The following is a 17,579-nucleotide window of genomic DNA, read 5'->3' on the forward strand; positions in this document are numbered from 1 at the left end:
GCTGATGTTACGAAATGGACACGGGCGGCAGGCGGAGGCGCACCGAGGGTGTCGTTGGTGTGTCCAGGCTCGGCGAAGGACAGCTCAGTCCAGCAGGACGGTGGCGAAGGTGCCGGCCCGGGTGAAGCCCACCCGCTCGTAGGCGGCCCGGGCCACCGCGTTGAAGTCGTTGACGTACAGGCTGGCAATCCGCCCGGTGCCGACGATCACCGCGGCCAGCATGGCGGTCCCGCTGGAGCCCAGCCCGTGCCCCCGCCGTTCCGGATGCACCCAGACGCCCTGGATCTGCCCCACCGCCGGCGACTGCGAACCGACCTCTGCCTTGAACACCACCTCGCCGCGCTCGAAGCGCGCCCAGGCCCGGCCCGCCGCGATCAGGTTGGCCACCCGCCGGCGGTAGGCGCGGCCGCCGTCGCCGACCCGCGGGTCCACCCCGACCTCGCCGATGAACATGTCCACGGCTGCCACCAGGTACGCGTCGAGTTCGTCCGGGCGCACCTGACGCACCTCCGGATCGAGTGGGCAGCCGGGCATGGTGTGCAACTCCATCAGCGGTTGGCTCTCGCGCACGTCGCGAGCCGGTCCCCAGACATCGGCGAGCCGCTGCCACATCGGCAAGACGTATTCGGCCCGGCCGACCAACGAGGAACAGCGCCGGATGGCGCTCACCGCCTTGTCGGCGAATGCGGTCAGGTCAGCCGGCGCCCCGCGCAGCGGGATCAGATTCGCCCCTGCGTAGCACAGGGATTCGTCCGCACCGCCGCGCGTCCACAGCTCGCCGCCGATCGAGCGGGGATCGACGCCGTGGTCGGCGACCCGCGCGGCCACCATGCAGGAGCCGACCGGATCCGCGTCGAGCACTCGCCAGACGGCTGCGGCATCGCGCACGACGGACACCCGTCGCTGATCGAGACGAAAATCCGGCGGAGCCGACATAGTGACTCTTTCTTGCGAACTGAACTGCCGGCGCGGTCGGCGGATCGGCTGTGTTCAGCTTACGGCGACGGTGGGCGAACCGCCGGTAGATGCCCCGGGATCCTGACCCATCTCTGCGGCGAGTCGCAGCGCCTCCTCGATCAGGGTCTCGACGATCTGCGCCTCGGGAACGGTCTTGATCACCTCGCCCTTGACGAAGATCTGGCCCTTGCCGTTGCCCGAGGCCACACCCAGGTCGGCCTCGCGCGCCTCACCGGGCCCGTTGACCACGCAGCCCATCACCGCGACGCGCAGCGGGACGTCGAGCCCCTCCAACCCGGCGGTGACCTCGTTGGCCAGCTTGTAGACGTCGACCTGCGCCCGCCCGCACGACGGACACGAGACGATCTCCAGGCCCCGCGGCCGCAGGTTGAGCGATTCCAGGATCTGGTTGCCGACCTTGACCTCTTCCACCGGCGGCGCCGACAGGGACACCCGGATGGTGTCGCCGATGCCGCGCGACAGCAGCGCCCCGAACGCCACGGCGGACTTGATGGTGCCCTGGAACGCCGGGCCGGCCTCGGTGACACCCAGGTGCAGCGGGTAGTCGCATTGGGCGGCCAGCTGCTCGTAGGCGGCCACCATCACGACCGGGTCGTTGTGTTTGACGCTGATCTTGATGTCGCCGAAGCCGTGCTCCTCGAACAGCGACGCCTCCCACAGCGCCGATTCCACCAGGGCCTCCGGGGTGGCCTTGCCGTACTTGGCCAGGAAACGCCGGTCCAGCGACCCGGCGTTGACGCCGATCCGGATCGGCACACCGGCGGCTCCGGCCGCCTTGGCGACCTCGCCGACCCGGCCGTCGAACTCCTTGATGTTGCCCGGATTCACCCGCACCGCGGCGCATCCGGCGTCGATCGCGGCGAAGATGTACTTGGGCTGGAAGTGGATGTCGGCGATCACCGGGATCTTGCTCTTCTTGGCGATGGTCGACAGCGCCTCGGCGTCCTCCTGACGCGGACAGGCCACCCGCACGATGTCGCAGCCGGCGGTGGTCAGCGCGGCGATCTGCTGCAGGGTCGCGTCGACGTCGTGGGTTTTGGTGGTGCACATCGACTGCACCGAAACGGGGTGGTCGCTGCCCACCCCGACATCACCGACCATCAGCTGGCGTGTCTTGCGCCGCGGCGCCAAGGTGGGCGGCGGTAGTGCCGGCATCCCTAGGCCGACGCTCATGAGGGATCTCCTGTCAAAACAGCCTGATCGGATTGACCAAGTCCGCGGTCACGGTGAGCAGCATGTAGCCCACCACCACCACCAAGACTACGTAGGTGGCCGGCATCAGCTTGAGGTAGTTCACCGGCGCGGCAGCGACCTTTCCGCGGGCCGACCGGACCATGTTGCGGAGCTTTTCATACACCGCGATGGCGATATGCCCGCCGTCGAACGGCAGCAGCGGCACCAGGTTGAGCACTCCCAGGATGAAGTTCAGTTGCGCCAGGAAGAACCAGAAGGCCACCCATAGCCCGTGGTCGACGGTGTCACCGCCGATGATGGAGGCCCCGACCACGCTGATCGGGGTTTCCGGGTCGCGCGGCCCGTTGGGGTGGCCGATGGCGTGCATCAGCGCGCCGACCTTGGACGGGATGTTGGCCAGCGACTTGCCCAACAGCACCGACAGGTCGCCGCTGAAGGTGAACGTGGCCGGCACCGCGGTCGCCAGGTTGTACTGGGTGGGCCCGAACTGGGCGGCCCCCACCCCGATGGCGCCGACGGTGCTCGGGACGGCCTCGCTGTCACGCCCGTCGGCGATCCAGCGCTGGGTGGGGGTGACCTCGACGTACTTGGTCAGCTCGGCGCCGTCGCGTTCGACGACGATCGGTGTCACACCATGCTGCTTGCGCACCGCGGCGGCCATCTCCTCGAAGGTCGACACGGGCGTGTCGCCGACTTTGACCACCACGTCGCCGGACTGGATGCCGGCCAGCGCCGCCGGGCCGGGGCCCGAGCAGTTGCCCAACTCGCCCTTGACGACTTCTGGTGCCACGCAAGCGGTTTCGCCGATGACCGCGGTGGTCGGCGCGTTCAGGTTGGGCAGGCCCCAGATGACCGCGATGGTGTAGACCAGCACCAGGCCGATGATGAAGTTCATGCCGGGCCCGGCGAACAGCACCGCCACCCGCTTCCAGGTCTTCTGCTTGTACATGGCGCGGTCGACCTCGTCGGGCGCCAGCTCCTCCACCGCGGTCATGCCGGCGATGTCGCAAAAGCCGCCGGCCGGAACCGCCTTGAGACCGTATTCGGTCTCACCGCGGCGGATCGACCACAAGGTGGTGCCGAAGCCGACGAAGTAACGGCGAACCTTCATGCCGGTGGCCCGGGCCACCCACATGTGGCCGCATTCGTGCAGCGCCACCGACACCAGGATGGCCAGCGCGAACAGCGCGATGCCGACCGCGAACATCATCGGGTGCTTACGACCTTTCTCATAGCCACCGCCTCGACGGCGCGAGCCGCCCGCTCCCGGGCCCAGCGCTGCGCATCGAGTACCTCGTCCACGGTAGCGGGTTGTGCGGCCCATTGGTCTGCGGCGTTCAGCACACCGGCGATGGTGTCGACGATCGCCGGGAAGCCGATCCGGCCCGCCAGGAACGCCTCCGCCGCTTCCTCGTTGGCGGCGTTGTAGACCGCTGTCATGCACCCGCCGGTCTCACCGGCGCGCCGGGCCAGGTCCACCGCCGGGAACACCTCGTTGTCCAGCGGCTCGAACTCCCAGGTGGAGGCGGTGGTGAAGTCGCAGGCCGCGGCGGCGCCGGGCACCCGGGAGGGCCAGCCCAGGGCCAGCGCGATCGGCAGCCGCATGTCCGGCGGACTGGCCTGGGCGATCGTCGATCCGTCGGTGAAGGTGACCATGGAGTGCACGATCGACTGCGGGTGCACGACGACGTCGATGCGCTCATAGGGCACCCCGAACAGCAGGTGGGTCTCGATGAGCTCGAGTCCCTTGTTGACCAGCGACGCCGAGTTCAAGGTGTTCATCGGGCCCATCGACCAGGTCGGGTGCGCACCGGCCTGCTCGGGTGTGACGTGCTGAAGATCCGCTGCGCTCCAGCCCCGGAACGGCCCGCCGGAGGCGGTGAGCACCAGCTTGGCGACCTCGTCGGGGGTGCCGCCCCGCAGGCACTGCGCCAGTGCGGAGTGCTCGGAGTCCACCGGCACGATCTGGCCCGGCGCGGCGGCTGCCAGCACCAGGGGGCCGCCGGCGATCAGCGATTCCTTGTTGGCCAGCGCCAGGCGGGCCCCGGTCGCCAGCGCGGCCAGGGTGGGCCGCAGCCCCAGCGCGCCGACCAGGGCGTTGAGCACCATGTCGGCCTCGGTGTCCTGCACGATCCGGGTGACGGCCTCGGGTCCGCGGTAGGGGGCGTCGAGCGCCTCGCCGACCTGCGCATCGGCGACGGCGATGTTGGCGACACCGGTCTCGGCGCGCTGGGCGGCCAACAGTTCCGGGTTGCCGCCGCCGGCGGCCAGCCCGACCACCTCGAAGCGGTCAGGGTTGGCGGCGATGACCTGCAACGCCTGGGTGCCGATCGAGCCGGTCGAGCCCAACAGCAGAACTTTGATCCGGCCGGTCTTCACCCAACCTATTGTGCTCCCGCGTAGTCGCCGAAGCTCCACAGGTTGCCTTCCGGGTCGCGGACGACGAACTCACGGGCCCCGTAGTCGGTGTCGGCCAGCGGTCGGATCACCTCGGCCTGGTGATCCAGGACCCGCTGATAGAGTCCGTCCGGGTCTTTGGTGACGACATAGCCGCCGGCCGTGCCCGGTTCGCGGCACCAGTCATTACCGGGTTTGTGGCTGCCGAGCATAATGCCGCCGACACCCGCTGGCCAGCGCAGTTCGGCATGGGCGACGGTTTCGCCGTCCTCCCCGTGGCGGGCGGTGACGACAAAACCGAAGGTCTCGACGTAGTAGTCGATGAGTTTGCGCGCGTCATGCGCTTGCAGGGTCAACCAGACGGTCGGATTCGTTGCTGTCATGTCCCCACTGTGAGCGCTGCGCGTGGCCGCCGTCTTGAATGTTTTGGAACTCCTCGGCCAGCCAGGCTGCCGGTGAAATTCCGGCGTACCGAACGAATTCACGAGTCAGATGGGCCTGATCGGCGTATCCGGCAGCGGCCGCGATGCGCGCCAGGTCGGCCCGTCCGTACCGGCGAACGTCGTCGGCGATCCGGGCGGTCGCATATTCGAAACGCATCAGCATGGCCACCGTCTTCGGAGTGCGGCCGACCTCGCGGCGAAACAGCGTCATCAGATGACGTTGGCTCAACCCGACCTGCTCGGCGATGCCTGCGATCGATACCCTCCCCCGGCTGCGCCGCAACAGCTCCCAGGCGTAGGCCACTTCGCGCCGCACGCCGGTGTCGCGTCGACGCCGTTCGGCCACGAGGTACGCCGAGATCTGGGCGAACGCCTCCGGCCAGGACCGTGCGACGGTCAGCCGCTCATGCAGATGCACCGCAGGGCGGCCCAGCACCGGTGCGGCGTCGAAGTCGGTCACGCTCAACTGCGCGGCCGGCACCCCGAACAGGGCGCGCGCCGCCAGCGGATGCACGGCCAACTGCACACCGGCCTGGCCCGGATGCTGGCTGACATGACTGGCCTGAACGTGCAGGCCGCCCAACACGACGGGGGCGGGCCGGGCCGTCGGCAGCGATTCGGCACTCTCGGCGGCGCGCAGCCCGTCATCGAGGCTGACGATGAACGTCAGGTTCGACGACGGCATACCCCGGTGGATCCGCTCGGGCACGTCGAGGGCGCGGTAGCCCACCATCGAGGTCACGCCGGGCGCGCTGCGCGGCGGCGCCACGGCGAAGTGCCAGCTCGGGGGCGCTTCGACGGCATCAGATGCCATGGCGTCCACGGTAGTGCGGCAACCCGGCCCTTGACGGTCCATCGGCCCGCGGGCAGAATCCTACACACTGTAGGAAATTGGAAAGGCGGAGGAAATTGAGCACGCTGCACCAATGGCTGTCCCTGCCCGACGCCGAGCCCGCCGAGGACTATGGATTCTTCGGCCCCGACTCGGTGACCTGGAAGGTCTGGAGCTATCCGACCTCGCTGTCGATCGGCTTCCAGCGCGCGGTGGTCATCGAGGAACTCGATCCGGGGCTGGTCGCCTCCGTCGATGCCACCCAGGCGATCTACGACCGGCCCCGCACCCGCTACGACCGCACCCTGCGCTATTTCGCAATGGTGGCCTTCGGCGAAAGCCGCACCACCGTCGAGGCCGCCGACATGCTGGTGCGGATTCACTCCAAGGCCATCGGCGTCGACCCGGTCACCGGAGAGAACTACGACGCCAACGACCCCGCCTCCCAGATGTGGATCCACCTCACGGCCTGGCACTCGATCCTGTACGCCTACGAGAAGTACGGGCCCGGTCGGCTGTCGGCCGACGAGGAGGCGGCCTATTGGGCCGACTGCGCCAAGGCGGCCGAGTTGCAGACCCTCGACCCGGCCGACGTGCCGCGCACCCGCGAGGGCATCCGCGCCTACTTCGAGCAGATGCGCCCGCAGCTGATCGACTCCGACATCGCCCGGCGCGCGATGGCCCACCTGTTGCACGCCGAGGTCATCCTGCCCTCATCGTTGCCGCGGGTGCTGTGGCCCGCCACGCTGGTCATCACCGCCTTCCTGCGCCGCGGCACCCTGGCGACCATGCCGCGCTGGATGCGCAAGCTCGGCGGTGTGGGCACCTCCCGGGTGCTCGACGCGCTGATCGTTCCGCCGCTCAGCGCCGCGTTCACGTTGCTGAGCCTGAGCCCCCGGGTGCAGTTGATGCTGCTGCAGCTGATCTCACCGATGACGCTGCCGATCGGCACCCGGGTGCTGCGGTCGATCCCGCCGGTCAACCCGGTGACCACGACACCGCGCGAGGCCCAGCGGCGCTTCGGCTACGCCGTGCCGGCGCAGGCCCATCTGGAATTCCGGGCCAAGCAGGCGAACCGGGTCTTCGGTGAGGGCCGGGCCCCCAGCGACGAGCCACTCATCGAATCCCAGCCGATCCTGGGCAGCATCCGGTGAGGCTGGACGGACTGCGGCAGCTGCTGGACCGCCGGGTGAGCATCCGCCAGCTGCTCTATCTGGCGGTGATGGGGTCGACGCTGCTCGGCGCCTACCTGGTGATCGGATTGTTCTGGGCCGGTAGCCATTACCAGCATCTGACGCAGGTCCGGGGCGCCGACAAGGTGTTCTCCGTACTCGGGGAGATCGTCGCCTGGCCGGTGCTGGTCATCGCCGATATCCAACTACGCTGATCCGGTGCCGGAACCAGCCCCCCACCGGTCCCGCGCGGAGCATCTCGGCCCGCACCGACGTCGCCCGCAGGTGCTCGACGCCGCCCTGGAGATCGCCGCCGAGCACGGCATCGCCGGGGTGACCATGGCGGCCATCGCCGAGCGGATCGGGGTCACCCGGCCGGTGGTGTACGCCTGTTACGACGGCCGGGGCGAGGTGCTCGCCGCCCTGCTCGACCGGGAGACCGAGTTGATGCTCACCAGTCTGCTCGCCGCGTTGCCGCCGCAACGGGCCAGCAGTGTCGAGGACCGGTTCGTCGCGGGGTTCTGCGCGTTCCTGTCCACCGTGCGTGAGCGTCCGGCGTCGTGGCGGATCATCTTCACCGCCGACCAGGATCCGGTGCTGGCCGCCGCCGTCGTCTCGGGCCGGGCACGCCTCACCGAGCGGGTCGCCACCGTGATGCGCCCCCTGCTGGAGTCACGGGAACAGTCCGACCGCACGCTGGCGGCGCTCACCGAGGTGTTCTTGGCGATCTGTGAAGCGGCCGCACGCATGTTGCTCGACGCCGAACAGCAGTGGACCCCCGAAAGCCTGGCCGAGATCGTCGGCCGGGCCGCCTACCGGACGTTCGAGATCGGCTAGCACGGCGGTATGCCAGAATGTTGCGCAGTCGCTCAGGTGAACAACAGAGGAGTCGAAGTGGCCGGTACCGAAGTGGAGCGCCATGGTGTTGACACCGCCGACGTTCCGTCCGCGGCTTGGGGCTGGAGCGCGATCAACTACCGCACCTGGCACATCGTCGGCCTGGGCATCGTCGGCTTCCTGCTGCTGATGCTGCGCGGCAACCACGTCGGCCACGTCGAGGACTACTTCCTGCTCGGGTTCGCCGCGCTGTCACTGTTCGTCGTGCTACGCGACATCATCGGCCGCAAACGCGGCTGGCTGCGCTAAGGCCCGATCGCCCGGCGTGGTGAGTGCGCACGCGCGGGTCGCTCACTTGCTGTCCGCCGCCAATTGACCACAGGCAGCGGCGATCTCACGTCCGCGGGTGTCACGCACGGTGCATTCCACGCCCTGGGCCCGTACCCGCCGGACGAACTCCCGCTCCACCGGCTTGGGGCTGGCATCCCAGTCGCTGCCCGGGGTCGGATTGAGCGGAATCAGATTGACGTGCACCAATTGTCCCAGCGCCTTGTGCAGCTTGCGGCCCAACAGATCGGCCCGCCACGGCTGGTCGTTGACGTCGCGGATCAACGCGTATTCCACCGAGACCCGCCGGCCGGTCACATCGGCGTAGTAGCGGGCGGCATCGAGCGCCTCGGCGACCTTCCAGCGGTTGTTGACCGGCACCAGGGTGTCACGTAGCTCGTCATCGGGGGTGTGCAGCGACAAGGCCAGCGTCACCCCCAGCCCCTCGTCGGCGAGCTTGCGGATCGCCGGGGCCAGCCCGACGGTCGAGACCGTCACCGATCGCGCCGAAATGCCGAACCCGTTGGGTGGCGGTTCGGTGATCCGCCGGACCGCGGCCACCACCCGGGCGTAGTTGGCCAGCGGCTCCCCCATCCCCATGAACACGATGTTGGACAGCCGACCATGATCGCGGTCCCGCAACTCCACCGCGGCGGCCCGCACCTGCTCGAGGATCTCGGCCGTCGACAGGTTGCGGGTGAGTCCGGCCTGGCCGGTCGCGCAGAACGGGCAGGCCATGCCGCAGCCGGCCTGCGAGGAGATGCACACCGTGTTGCGGCGGGGGTAGCGCATCAGCACCGACTCGAACCTGGTGTGGTCGCCGGCCCGCCACAGCGTCTTGCGCGTCTCGCCGGCATCGCATTCGATCTCGCTCACCGCGGTCAACAGCGTGGGAAACAGTGCGTCGGCCACCGCCGAGCGCACCGCGGCCGGCAGATCGGTCATCTGCTGCGGATCGGCGATCAGCCTGCCGTAGTAGTGGTGGGCGAGCTGGTTGGCCCGAAACCCCGGCAAGCCCAGCTCGGCGACGGCGGCGGCACGGCCGGCCGGGTCGAGGTCGGCCAGGTGCCGCGGCGGCAGGGCCCGTCGCGGCGCGGTGAACACCAGCTGCGGCTTCATGGTCAGGTCAGTACGGTCAGCACGATCCAGGTGACCGCCGCGGCGGGCAGCAGCGCGTCGAGACGGTCCATCATGCCGCCGTGGCCGGGCAGCATCCGGCCCATGTCCTTGATACCCAGGTCGCGCTTGACCTGCGACTCCACCAGGTCACCGAGGATCCCCGTGAGCACCAGCAACAGCCCCAGCGGCACGCCGGTCCAGGCGGGCTGGTGCAGAAAGAGCGTGACCGCCAGCACCGCGCCGGTCAACCCGAACACCATCGACCCGGCGAAGCCCTCCCAGGACTTCTTCGGACTGATCGCCGGCACCATCGGGTGCCTGCCGAACAGCACACCGACCGCATACCCGCCGATATCGGAGAACACCACCGTCAGCAACAGGCAGAACACCCGCCCGGCGCCCTCGTGCGGATCCGGATAGGTCAGCAGCGCACCGAAGCTCATGAACAGCGGCACCCATACCGCGATCAGCACCGTCGCCGACATATCGCGCAGGTAGTTGACCGGGGTGTGGTTCAGGCCCTGGTCGACGAGCCGCCACACCATGCACAGCACGATGGTGCCGCCGAACGCCCCCAGCACTCCCACCGGACCGTAGGGCCAACTCAGCCACAGCATGGCCTGGCCGCCGAGCGCGAGCGGGACGAACGGCACGTCGTAGCCGGCTTCGCGCAGCCGACGGGTCACCTCATGGGTGGCGATCGGCGCGGCCACCGCCAGGATCAGCAGCCACAGCCGCGGGGCGTACAGCAGGGTGGCGACGAGCATGCCGGAGAGCAGGCCGCCGACGATGATCGCCGCCGGCAGGTTGCGTCCGGCTCGGGACTGCTTGGGCTCTTGTTCCGCGGCGTCTACGCCGGTGTTGTTGTCTGCCACGGGGTATGACTGCTGACGGCCGCTAGACCTCCAGCAACTCGCCTTCTTTGTGCTTCACCAGTTCGTCGATCTGGCTCACGTACTGCCCGGTGGAGCGGTCCAGCTCCTTCTCGGCGCGGCCGACCTCATCCTCGCCGGCGTCGCCGTCCTTGCGGATGCGGTGCAACTCCTCCATCGCCTTCCGCCGGATGTTGCGCACCGCGACCTTGGCGTCTTCGCCCTTGCCCTTGGCCTGCTTGACCAGCTCCCGGCGGCGCTCCTCGGTCAGCTGCGGCACCGCCACCCGGATCAGCGAACCGTCGTTGCTGGGGTTCAGGCCCAGGTCGGAGTTGCGGATCGCGGTCTCGATGGCACCCAGTTGGGACGCTTCGTAGGGCTTGATCACCACCAGCCGCGCCTCGGGCACATTGATGCTGCACAACTGGGTGATCGGAGTGGGCGAGCCGTAGTAGTCGATGACGATCCGGGAGAACATGCCCGGGTTGGCCCGGCCGGTGCGGATGGTCGCCAAGTCGTCGCGGGCCACCGCCACGGCCTTCTCCATTTTCTCTTCGGCATCGAAGAGAGCCTCGTCGATCATGTGTGCCGTTCCTCTCCCCCGCAAGCGGGTGGTACCCCACCGAGCTCTCAGGTGGTGACCAGCGTTCCGATCTTCTCACCCGCGACCGCCCGCGCGATATTTCCATCAGTCAGCAGGTTGAACACCAGGATCGGCATGCCATTGTCCATGCAGAGGCTGAACGCGGTGGCGTCGGCCACCCGGAGGCCGCGGTCGATGACTTCGCGGTGACTGATCGCGGTGAGCAGTTCGGCGTCGGGGTTCACCCGGGGGTCCTCGGTGAACACCCCGTCGACCGCCTTGGCCATCAGTACGACCTCGGCGCCGATCTCCAGCGCTCGCTGGGCGGCGGTGGTGTCGGTGGAGAAGTACGGCAGCCCCATGCCGGCGCCGAAGATCACCACCCGGCCCTTCTCCAGGTGCCGCCGGGCCCGCAGCGGAATGTAGGGCTCGGCGACCTGTCCCATGGTGATCGCGGTCTGGACCCGGGTGTCGATGCCTTCCTTTTCCAGGAAGTCCTGCAGCGCAAGACTGTTCATGACGGTGCCGAGCATCCCCATGTAGTCCGAGCGCATCCGCTCCATGCCGCGCTGCTGCAGCTGCGCGCCGCGGAAGAAATTGCCGCCGCCGATGACCACCGCGACCTGCACACCGTCGCGAACCACTTCGGCGATCTGGCGGGCGACCTGGGCGACGACGTCGGGGTCGAGCCCGACCTGTCCACCACCGAACATCTCCCCACCGAGTTTGAGCAGCACCCGGGAGTAGTGGGGGCGGCCGGTCGGTGAGACCCGGTCGTTACTCGTCGGCTCCGTCATCAGGCTCCTCGGGCTCCGCGCATGACAGCGCCATCGCGGAAATCGGTCGCGACGGCACCTGTCATCCTGCCCTACCGGGCCGGTCAAAGCGTGCCCGGGGGGTGGCGCCGGGAACCCGCGAAGACCACAACAAATGAAAATATTTTCAATTGATCATTTCGATGCTATCGTCGTACGCGTGCCGAACTCGCTGCACCAGGTGAAGGCCGAATTCTTCAAGACGCTGGGACACCCCGCCCGGATCCGGGTACTGGAGCTGCTCGCCGATGGCGATCGCACCGTAGGCGAGCTGCTGCCCGAGATCGGGCTGGAGGCATCCAACCTGTCCCAGCAGCTCGGCGTGCTACGGCGCGCGGGTGTCGTGACAGCGACGAAGGAGGGCAATACGGTGGTCTACTCCATCGCCTCACCGGTGATCACCGAACTGCTCGCGGTCTCACGCAAGGCGCTGACCGGGCTGCTCAGCGATCAGGTCGCGATCCTCGACGATCTGCGGGCCGACCAGTGAGCTGGCTCACCAGGATCCTGACACTGGGTCGCCTCACCGAGCCGGCCGGTGCCCGCCCACCGGAGGCCGACGACGCGCCCAGCGAACTGTCCGGCTCGGTACAGATCCGCCATGTCGACGCCGGATCCTGCAACGGTTGCGAGATCGAGATCGCCGGCGCGTTCGGTCCGGTGTATGACGCCGAGCAGTTCGGCGCCCGACTCGTCGCATCCCCCCGGCACGCCGACGCACTGCTGGTCACCGGGGTGGTCACCCGCAACATGGCCGAACCGCTGCGCAACACCGTCGAGGCGACCCCCCAGCCACGGCGGGTCATCGCCTGCGGTGACTGTGCGCTGAACCGGGGAGTGTTCGCACAGGCCTACGGAACGGTGGGCGCCGTCGGCGACGTGGTTCCGGTGGACGTCGAGATCCCCGGCTGCCCGCCCTCCCCCGACCAGATCGTCGCCGCACTACGATCGGTGACCGGCAGGTGAGCGAGTCTCACCCGCAGTTATTGCGCGGCAACGCTTTCGGACCGCTGCTCAGCGGCGCGGCCACCGTCGGTCTCGGCGCCGCCGGGGTCGGCGTCGGCGTGACCGGCGTGTTCGGCACCCTGCCCGCGATCCGGATCGGCTGGCTGCTTCCGCTGCTGGGCGTGCAACTGCGGGTGGAGCCGGTCGGCGGCTTCTTCATGGTGCTGACCGGTGCGGTGGCGGTGGCGGCCGGCCTGTATTGGATCGGTTACTCCCGTCATGAGGGATTCGGCGCCGTCCCGCTGACCGCCCTGCCGGTCTTCGTCGTCACGCTGCTGGCCGTTCCGGCGGCGGGGTCGGTGACCACGTTCCTGTTCGCCTGGGAGCTGATGGCGCTGACCTCACTGGTCTTGGTGCTCACCGATCAGCAGCGCAGCGAAGTACGCTCGGCCGCACTGGTTTACGCGGTGATGACACAGCTGGGCTTTGTGACGCTGCTGCTGGGGATGGTGATACTGGCGTCGGCCGCCGGCGACGACTTCGCCGGCATCGGCGCGGTGCCCGACGGCGTACGCAACACCGTATTCGTGTTGACCCTGATCGGTTTCGGCTCCAAGGCCGGCCTGCTGCCGCTGCACGCCTGGCTGCCGCGAGCGCACCCGGAGGCGCCGAGCCCGGTCTCGGCGCTGCTCAGTGCCGCCATGGTCAATCTCGGTGTCTACGGCATCATCCGCATCGACCTGCAGCTGTTGGGTCCCGGCCCACGCTGGTGGGCCTGGGCGCTGCTGATCGTCGGCGGCACATCGGCGGTGTACGGGGTGTTGCAGGCGTCGGTAGCCACCGATCTCAAACGGCTGCTTGCCTATTCGACGACGGAGAACACCGGGCTGATAACCCTGGCGCTGGGCACCGCGACCTTGTTGGCGGGCGCCGGTTCGCAGCCGGCAGCGGCGGTGGCGCTCACCGCGGCGCTGCTGCACCTGATCGCCCACAGCGGGTTCAAGAGCCTCGGGTTCTTCGCCGCCGGCTCGGTGCTGGCCGCGACCGGTCTGCGCGACCTGGATCGGCTCGGCGGCCTGGCCCGCCGGATGCCGGTCACCACGGTGCTGTTCGGGGTGGCCGCGCTGGGTGCGGCCGGCGTGCCGTTGGGGGCGGGCTTCGTCAGCGAATGGCTGCTGATCCAGTCGCTGATGCACGCCCGCCCCGGCCACGATGTCACCATCGCGCTGGTGATGCCGTTGGCGGTGGCCGCGGTGGCGCTGACCGCCGGGCTGGGCGTGGCCGCCATGGTCAAGGCGTTCGGGATCGGGTTTCTGGCCCGCCCCCGCACCGATGCCGCGGCCGCGGCGCGGGAATCCCCCGGCACGATGCTCGCCGCGATGGCGCTGCCCGCGGCGGTCTGCGTGGTGCTGGCCGTCGCCCCGGGCGCGGTGGGCCCGATGCTGAACCGGGTGTTCGACACACTGATGGCCGCCGATGCCCCGACGCTCGGGGTGTTCGTGGGCATGCCGGGCCTGCACGGTTCCATGGCCCCGGGCCTGCTGGCCGCCGTGCTGGCCACCGCCGTAGGGCTGGTGCTGATCGGCTCCCGGTGGCGCTCGCGGCGACGTCCCAGCCCGGCCACCGTGCCGCTGTGGGCCTGCGGTGCCGACGATCTGACCCCGCGCATGCAGTACACCGCGACCTCGTTCGCCCAACCACTGCAGCAGGTCTTCGACGACGTGCTGCGCTTCGACACCGACGTCGAAGTCAGCGGCCAGGCGCCGGCTACCTATCTGGTCGACCGGATCGCCTACCGGGCGCGGGTCGGCGACGTCATCGAGGACCGCTGGTACACCCCCGTGCTGCGGGGCGTCGCCGCGGCCGCACAGCTGGTCCGGCGTGCCCACACCGGCAGCGTGCACCTGTACCTGGCCTACGGCGCGATCGGCGTGCTGATCGCGATGCTGGTGGCGCGATGAACGCGATGGCCTACCTGGCGGGTTTCCTACAGGTCACCGGTGTCATCGCCGGCGCCCCCCTGGTCATCGGTCTGATGCGCCAGATCCGGGCGCGGGCCGAGGGCCGCGTCGGCGCCGGGATCTGGCAGCCCTGGCGTGATGTGCGCAAACTGCTCGGCAAGCAGATACTCAACCCGCGCGGCACCACCTGGGTGTTCGCCGCGGCGCCGTTCGCGCTGGCCGCCACCACGCTGGTCATCGTCGCTACCGCACCGCTGGTGGCCACGGGCTCGCCGCTGGATCCGGTCGCCGACCTGATCACCGTGGTGGGGCTGCTGTTCCTGGGCACCGTGGCGCTCACCCTGGCCGGGATCGACACCGCCACCGCGTTCGGCGGGATGGGCGCCAGCCGGGAGATCACCATCGCGGCCCTGGTGGAACCGACCATCCTGCTGGCGGTGTACGCGCTGTCGATCCCGGCGGGGTCGGCGAACCTGGGCGCCATCGTCGGCCATACCCTCGACCACCCCGGCCAGGTGGTCTCGTTGGCCAGCGCACTGGCGTTCGTCGCGCTGGTCATCGTCATCGTCGCCGAAACCGGCCGGCTGCCGGTGGACAACCCCTCGACTCACCTTGAGCTGACGATGGTGCACGAGGCGATGGTGCTGGAATACGCCGGACCCAAGCTGGCCCTGGTCGAATGGGCCGGCGGCATGCGGCTGACCGTGCTGCTGGCCCTGCTGGCGAACCTGTTCTTCCCGTGGGGCATCGCCGGGGCGAATCCGAGCCTGGTCGCGGTGGCGGTGGGCGTCGGTGCGATCGCGGTCAAGGTGGCCCTGCTGGCCGCCGCCCTGGCCTGCATCGAGGTCTTCATCGCCAAACTACGCCTGTTCCGGGTGCCCGAGTTGTTGGCCGGGTCCTTCCTGTTGGCATTGCTGGCGGTGACGGCAGCGAACTTCTTCACCGGGGCGGGCGGATGACCTACGACAACATGCTGGACCTGGCCGCCGGCGGGGTGCTGCTGGCAGCGGTGCTGGCCGTCTGGCGCCGCGACCTGTCGGTGGTCGTGCGGGGGCTGCTGGTCGCCCAGGGCGCTGCGCTGGCCGCCATCCCGGTGATCCGCGGTGTGCACGACCATGATCGGGCCCTGATCGCGGTGGGGATCGGGGTGTTGGCCGTGCGCGCCATCTTGCTGCCCTGGCTGTTGGCCCGGGCGCTGGGCGCCGAACGCCAGGAACGCCGCGAGGCCACTCCCCTGGTCAGCACCGCGGCATCACTATTGGTGGTCACCGCCCTGGTGGTGGTGTCGTTCACCATCGCCCAGCCGGTGGTCGACCTGCAGCGCAACACCGCAACCAACGCCGCCCCGGCCGCCATAGCCACCGTGCTGATCGCCTTGTACATGATGGCGACCCGCCGCCACGCCATCTCGCAGGCGGTCGGCCTGCTGATGCTCGACAACGGGATCGCCGCCACCGCGTTCCTGCTGACCGCCGGTGTTCCGCTGATCGTCGAACTCGGCGCATCGCTGGACGTGCTGTTCGTGTTGATCGTGCTCGGCGTGCTGACCGGACAACTGCGCCGCGCCTTCGGCGGAGTGGACCTGGACCTGCTGCGGGAGCTGCGCGACTGATGACCTCACTGATGTTGCTTCCCCTGCTGACACCCGTTGTGGCGTCAGTGTTCTCCCTTGTGGCCGGCTGGCGGCGGCTCAGCGCTGTCATCACGCTGGTCTCGGCGCTGACCATTCTCGGGTGCGGCGTCGCCCTGGGATTCCACGTCGGTGACACCGCACACCTGGCACTGGGCGGGCTGCTGCGCGCCGACGCCCTGTCGGTGACCATGCTGATCGTGATCGGTGTCGTCGGCAGCCTGGCCACCTGGGCGAGCATCGGCTACGTCGACGCCGAACTGGCCCGCGGAGACACCGATCGGCGTGGCGCCCGGCTGTATGGCATCCTCACCCCGGCGTTCCTCGCCGCGATGGCTCTTGCGGTGTCGGCCAACAACATCGGCGTGGTGTGGGTCGCCGTCGAGGCCACCACGGTGGTCACGGCGTTTCTGGTCGGGCACCACCGCAGCCGTGCCGCGCTGGAGGCCGCCTGGAAATATGTGATGGTCTGTTCGGTGGGCATCACCATCGCGTTCCTGGGCACCGTTCTGCTGCACTTCGCCGCTCGCCACGCCGGCGCCGGCAGTGAGGACGCGCTGCACCTCGACGTCCTGGTGGCGCATGCCGCCGGACTCGACCCAGCGGTCACCCGGTTGGCCGGAGCGCTGCTGCTGATCGGCTACGGCGCGAAGATGGGTCTGGCGCCGTTTCACACCTGGCTCGCCGATGCCCACAGTCAGGCCCCCGCGCCGGTTTCGGCGCTGATGAGCGGGGTGCTGCTGTCGGTCGCGTTCTCGGTGCTGATCCGGCTCAAGCCGATCATCGACGCCGCGGCGGGCCCGGCTTTCCTGCGGACGGCGCTGCTGGCGGCCGGTCTGGCGACACTGCTCATCGCCGCGCTGCAGCTGACCGTCACCGCCGATCTCAAACGGATGCTGGCCTATTCGTCGATGGAGACGATGGGCCTGATCGCGGTTGCGGCGGCGGCCGGCACCGCACCGGCGATCGCCGCGCTGCTGCTGCACGTGCTGGCGCACGGCGTCGGCAAGACGGTGCTGTTCTTGGCCGGCGGCCAGTTGCAGGCCGCCCACGGCACGACGGCGATCAGCGAGATCACCGCGGTGTTCGGCAGATCACGACTGGTCGGTGGGGCGTTCGCGGTCGGGATGCTGGTGCTGCTCGGATTGCCCCCGTTCGCGATGTTCGCCAGCGAGCTGGCGATCGCGCTGTCGCTGGCCGACGCGCGGCTGGCGTGGGCCCTGGCAGTGGCGCTGGTGGCGCTGGTGGTGGCGTTCGCCGCCCTGATCGCGAACTCCGGCCGCATGCTGCTGGGCGTGGCCACCGCCGGCGGCCCGAAGATCCAGGTCCCGGGCACGGTGGCGGCCGCACTGGTCGCAGGGGTACTGGTGTCGCTCGCCCTGGGGGTGACCGCGGGCCCGCTGGCGGGTCTGTTCGCCACCGCCGCAACCCAGCTGGGGGCACTGTGACGGCTCCGGATTCACGCGCTCAGCGG

General features: G+C 69.4%; 20 protein-coding genes. 10 read left to right on the top strand and 10 right to left on the bottom strand.

Annotated features, from left to right (window positions below):
- Positions 1-84 precede the first annotated feature (84 nt).
- Genes BST28_RS12185 through BST28_RS12210 form a run of 6 tightly spaced genes read right to left on the bottom strand, consistent with a single transcriptional unit; the run spans position 85 to position 5,745 of the window.
- Positions 85-936 carry a GNAT family N-acetyltransferase gene (locus BST28_RS12185; RefSeq protein WP_065288002.1) on the bottom strand — a complete coding sequence of 284 codons (852 nt, stop codon included), beginning with the start codon at positions 934-936 and terminating at the stop codon, positions 85-87.
- Between the two features lie 54 nt (positions 937-990).
- Positions 991-2,151: a flavodoxin-dependent (E)-4-hydroxy-3-methylbut-2-enyl-diphosphate synthase gene (gene ispG, locus BST28_RS12190; RefSeq protein ID WP_083081188.1), complete on the bottom strand. Its 1,161-nt coding sequence runs from the start codon at positions 2,149-2,151 to the stop codon at positions 991-993.
- 13 nt (positions 2,152-2,164) lie between these two features.
- Positions 2,165-3,382 carry a M50 family metallopeptidase gene (locus BST28_RS12195; RefSeq protein ID WP_083081189.1) on the bottom strand — a complete coding sequence of 406 codons (1,218 nt, stop codon included), beginning with the start codon at positions 3,380-3,382 and terminating at the stop codon, positions 2,165-2,167.
- Positions 3,379-4,551, bottom strand: a complete 1,173-nt coding sequence (gene dxr / locus BST28_RS12200) for a 1-deoxy-D-xylulose-5-phosphate reductoisomerase (protein ID WP_083081190.1) — start codon at positions 4,549-4,551, stop codon at positions 3,379-3,381. Before dxr ends, BST28_RS12195 begins: the two co-directional genes overlap by 4 nt.
- A gap of 5 nt (positions 4,552-4,556) precedes the next feature.
- On the bottom strand, positions 4,557-4,952 hold the full coding sequence (locus BST28_RS12205) for a VOC family protein (RefSeq protein ID WP_043335765.1): 396 nt from the start codon (positions 4,950-4,952) through the stop codon (positions 4,557-4,559).
- Positions 4,906-5,745: a helix-turn-helix domain-containing protein gene (locus BST28_RS12210; protein WP_083081234.1), complete on the bottom strand. Its 840-nt coding sequence runs from the start codon at positions 5,743-5,745 to the stop codon at positions 4,906-4,908. Before BST28_RS12210 ends, BST28_RS12205 begins: the two co-directional genes overlap by 47 nt.
- Before the next feature lie 176 nt (positions 5,746-5,921).
- Between BST28_RS12210 and BST28_RS12215 the strand changes: the two genes are divergently transcribed.
- From BST28_RS12215 to BST28_RS12230, 4 genes are read left to right on the top strand one after another with little or no spacing between them, the layout of a single operon-like run.
- The gene (locus tag BST28_RS12215; RefSeq protein WP_019736019.1) at positions 5,922-6,998 is read left to right on the top strand and encodes an oxygenase MpaB family protein; all 1,077 of its coding nucleotides are present in this window, start codon (positions 5,922-5,924) and stop codon (positions 6,996-6,998) included.
- The gene (locus BST28_RS12220) at positions 6,995-7,231 is read left to right on the top strand and encodes a hypothetical protein (protein ID WP_165758079.1); all 237 of its coding nucleotides are present in this window, start codon (positions 6,995-6,997) and stop codon (positions 7,229-7,231) included. Before BST28_RS12215 ends, BST28_RS12220 begins: the two co-directional genes overlap by 4 nt.
- 4 nt (positions 7,232-7,235) lie before the next feature.
- Positions 7,236-7,853 (top strand): TetR/AcrR family transcriptional regulator, encoded by a 618-nt coding sequence (locus BST28_RS12225; protein WP_029248986.1) that lies wholly within the window; start codon positions 7,236-7,238, stop codon positions 7,851-7,853.
- Between the two features lie 57 nt (positions 7,854-7,910).
- Complete coding sequence (locus tag BST28_RS12230) at positions 7,911-8,162, top strand: DUF2631 domain-containing protein (protein ID WP_019736022.1); 252 nt, start codon at positions 7,911-7,913, stop codon at positions 8,160-8,162.
- A gap of 42 nt (positions 8,163-8,204) precedes the next feature.
- Here BST28_RS12230 and rlmN read toward each other — a convergent pair whose 3' ends face one another.
- The 4 genes from rlmN to pyrH are packed head-to-tail and all read right to left on the bottom strand — an operon-like array spanning position 8,205 to position 11,551.
- A complete protein-coding gene (gene rlmN, locus BST28_RS12235) occupies positions 8,205-9,299 on the bottom strand; it encodes a dual-specificity RNA methyltransferase RlmN (RefSeq protein ID WP_083081191.1) in 1,095 nt (364 codons plus the stop codon).
- A gap of 2 nt (positions 9,300-9,301) precedes the next feature.
- Entirely contained in the window at positions 9,302-10,174 is an 873-nt protein-coding gene (locus BST28_RS12240; RefSeq protein ID WP_019736024.1) for a phosphatidate cytidylyltransferase, read from the bottom strand.
- A 22-nt stretch (positions 10,175-10,196) separates the two neighbouring features.
- On the bottom strand, positions 10,197-10,754 hold the full coding sequence (frr, locus tag BST28_RS12245; RefSeq protein WP_019736025.1) for a ribosome recycling factor: 558 nt from the start codon (positions 10,752-10,754) through the stop codon (positions 10,197-10,199).
- 47 nt (positions 10,755-10,801) lie between these two features.
- Positions 10,802-11,551, bottom strand: a complete 750-nt coding sequence (gene pyrH / locus BST28_RS12250; protein ID WP_029248988.1) for a UMP kinase — start codon at positions 11,549-11,551, stop codon at positions 10,802-10,804.
- A gap of 133 nt (positions 11,552-11,684) precedes the next feature.
- Here pyrH and BST28_RS12255 point away from each other — a divergent pair, with 133 nt between their 5' ends.
- The 6 genes from BST28_RS12255 to BST28_RS12280 are packed head-to-tail and all read left to right on the top strand — an operon-like array spanning position 11,685 to position 17,553.
- Positions 11,685-12,059 (top strand): ArsR/SmtB family transcription factor, encoded by a 375-nt coding sequence (locus BST28_RS12255; RefSeq protein WP_083081192.1) that lies wholly within the window; start codon positions 11,685-11,687, stop codon positions 12,057-12,059.
- Positions 12,056-12,535: an NADH-quinone oxidoreductase subunit B family protein gene (locus tag BST28_RS12260; protein ID WP_019736028.1), complete on the top strand. Its 480-nt coding sequence runs from the start codon at positions 12,056-12,058 to the stop codon at positions 12,533-12,535. The genes BST28_RS12255 and BST28_RS12260 overlap by 4 nt, the downstream gene beginning before the upstream one ends.
- Positions 12,532-14,475, top strand: a complete 1,944-nt coding sequence (locus BST28_RS12265; RefSeq protein WP_083081193.1) for a proton-conducting transporter transmembrane domain-containing protein — start codon at positions 12,532-12,534, stop codon at positions 14,473-14,475. Before BST28_RS12260 ends, BST28_RS12265 begins: the two co-directional genes overlap by 4 nt.
- A gap of 5 nt (positions 14,476-14,480) precedes the next feature.
- On the top strand, positions 14,481-15,434 hold the full coding sequence (locus BST28_RS12270; protein WP_109560692.1) for a respiratory chain complex I subunit 1 family protein: 954 nt from the start codon (positions 14,481-14,483) through the stop codon (positions 15,432-15,434).
- A complete protein-coding gene (locus BST28_RS12275) occupies positions 15,431-16,087 on the top strand; it encodes a hypothetical protein (RefSeq protein WP_083081195.1) in 657 nt (218 codons plus the stop codon). Before BST28_RS12270 ends, BST28_RS12275 begins: the two co-directional genes overlap by 4 nt.
- Positions 16,087-17,553, top strand: a complete 1,467-nt coding sequence (locus tag BST28_RS12280) for a proton-conducting transporter transmembrane domain-containing protein (RefSeq protein WP_083081196.1) — start codon at positions 16,087-16,089, stop codon at positions 17,551-17,553. Before BST28_RS12275 ends, BST28_RS12280 begins: the two co-directional genes overlap by 1 nt.
- Positions 17,554-17,579: the final 26 nt, after the last annotated feature.

Source organism: Mycolicibacter kumamotonensis (assembly GCF_002086285.1).
GTDB classification, from domain to species: domain Bacteria; phylum Actinomycetota; class Actinomycetes; order Mycobacteriales; family Mycobacteriaceae; genus Mycobacterium; species Mycobacterium kumamotonense.

Coding starts and splice junctions, on each gene's coding strand:
- BST28_RS12185 (WP_065288002.1), bottom strand. CDS start 936: ATGTCGGCTCCGCCGGATTTTCGTCTCGATCAGCGACGGGTGTCCGTC.
- ispG (WP_083081188.1), bottom strand. CDS start 2,151: ATGAGCGTCGGCCTAGGGATGCCGGCACTACCGCCGCCCACCTTGGCG.
- BST28_RS12195 (WP_083081189.1), bottom strand. CDS start 3,382: ATGATGTTCGCGGTCGGCATCGCGCTGTTCGCGCTGGCCATCCTGGTG.
- BST28_RS12205 (WP_043335765.1), bottom strand. CDS start 4,952: ATGACAGCAACGAATCCGACCGTCTGGTTGACCCTGCAAGCGCATGAC.
- BST28_RS12210 (WP_083081234.1), bottom strand. CDS start 5,745: ATGGTGGGCTACCGCGCCCTCGACGTGCCCGAGCGGATCCACCGGGGT.
- rlmN (WP_083081191.1), bottom strand. CDS start 9,299: ATGAAGCCGCAGCTGGTGTTCACCGCGCCGCGACGGGCCCTGCCGCCG.
- frr (WP_019736025.1), bottom strand. CDS start 10,754: ATGATCGACGAGGCTCTCTTCGATGCCGAAGAGAAAATGGAGAAGGCC.
- pyrH (WP_029248988.1), bottom strand. CDS start 11,551: ATGACGGAGCCGACGAGTAACGACCGGGTCTCACCGACCGGCCGCCCC.
- BST28_RS12255 (WP_083081192.1), top strand. CDS start 11,685: ATGAAAATATTTTCAATTGATCATTTCGATGCTATCGTCGTACGCGTG.
- BST28_RS12270 (WP_109560692.1), top strand. CDS start 14,481: ATGGCCTACCTGGCGGGTTTCCTACAGGTCACCGGTGTCATCGCCGGC.
- BST28_RS12275 (WP_083081195.1), top strand. CDS start 15,431: ATGACCTACGACAACATGCTGGACCTGGCCGCCGGCGGGGTGCTGCTG.
- BST28_RS12280 (WP_083081196.1), top strand. CDS start 16,087: ATGACCTCACTGATGTTGCTTCCCCTGCTGACACCCGTTGTGGCGTCA.